Annotated in this window: 1 protein-coding gene; it reads left to right on the forward strand. The window is 40.3% G+C overall.

Features of this window, described 5'->3' with window-relative positions; genetic code table 11:
• On the forward strand, positions 1-756 hold a 756-nt coding region (locus G622_RS26305; RefSeq protein WP_026512279.1), incomplete at its 5' end, for a hypothetical protein.
• Positions 757-1,336 lie beyond the last annotated feature (580 nt).

Consider the following 1,336-nt stretch of genomic DNA (forward strand, 5'->3'; position numbering starts at 1 on the left):
ATTGCAGCAGCTGTAGCAGCAGGCGCAGAGGCTGATGATCTGACAGCCGCAAATACAGCATTGAAGGCAGCTGAAGATGCTAAGAAAGCCGCTGAAGAAGCAGCTAAACAGGCCGAAGAAGCAGCTAAGAAGGCAGAGGAAGAAAAGAAGGCAGCTGAAGAGGCTAAGAAAGCTGAAGAACAGAAGAAGGCTGAAGAGAAGAAGGCCGAGGAGCAGAAACAGGCTGAGGAACAGAAGAAGGCTGAAGAGCAGAAAGCAGCTGAAGAAGCAGCTAAGTCCGACGGTTCTACAGCTGGAACACCTGCACCTGTAGGTAACGAACTTAAGGATGCAAACGGAACAACAACTGGATACGTTGTAACAAACGCAACAGCTGGTGCTGCCGAAGTTGAGTTTAAGGGAACAGCTACAGACAAGGCTTCTGCTACAGTTACTATTCCTGAAGAAGTTAAGGATCGCAGCGGTAACGTTTACAAGGTAACATCTATCGCTCCTGAAGCTCTTAAGGGTGCAACAGGTAAGACTCTCAACATTGGCAAGAACATTAAGAAGATCGGAAAGAACGCATGTAAGAACGCTAAGTTCAAGAAGATCAATATTAAGACCGACAAGAAGGGTACTCTTAAGATCGGCAAGGGTGCACTCAAGACCAAGAAGAAAGCTACAATCAAGGTTAAGGGCGCTAAGGGCGAGAACAAGACCAAGCTCATCAACAAGATCAAGAAGCAGGCTCACAAGAATTCTACAGTTAAGTAATTTCGATTATCTTACTGACTGACATTCTAAGCTAAACTAATTAGGAAGGGATTACGGTTCTCTCATGAATCGTAATCCTTTCTTCTTTTTTTAAGAAATATTTTGAAAGAAAGTATTCTCACCATATGATTATGAAAAACGCCGCTTCCACGCCATTTGTGAAGTGTTTGCCCAGGTTTTATTAAGACTTTCTTAAGGCATAAAACCATATATTAATACAAACTTAAGATGAATTTGTCTTCATACCGTGTTATCATGACACAGCATGCAAAATGCATATCAAATTCTTTTTACCTGATTACCGGACGATCTCCGGATTTTTCCATTAAATGCATTTAAATAGTGAAAAACAGAGGCTTCTATTTCGAAGTTGATTAAGATATTTTTTGATATAATAGGAGTAGAAACAATAAATGAAGACAAATTTATCGCAGACAATAGACATTACATCTGAAGTCGCCAAATATGATGAAAGTGTAAAGGAAATACTTGCCGACAAACAGATTCTTGCAAGGATCCTGAAATATACACTTGAGGAATTCAGCGATTCTGATATAAACGATATCATTGCAAATATTGA

The sequence above is a fragment of the Butyrivibrio sp. LC3010 genome (assembly GCF_000424385.1).
Taxonomy (GTDB): domain Bacteria; phylum Bacillota; class Clostridia; order Lachnospirales; family Lachnospiraceae; genus Butyrivibrio.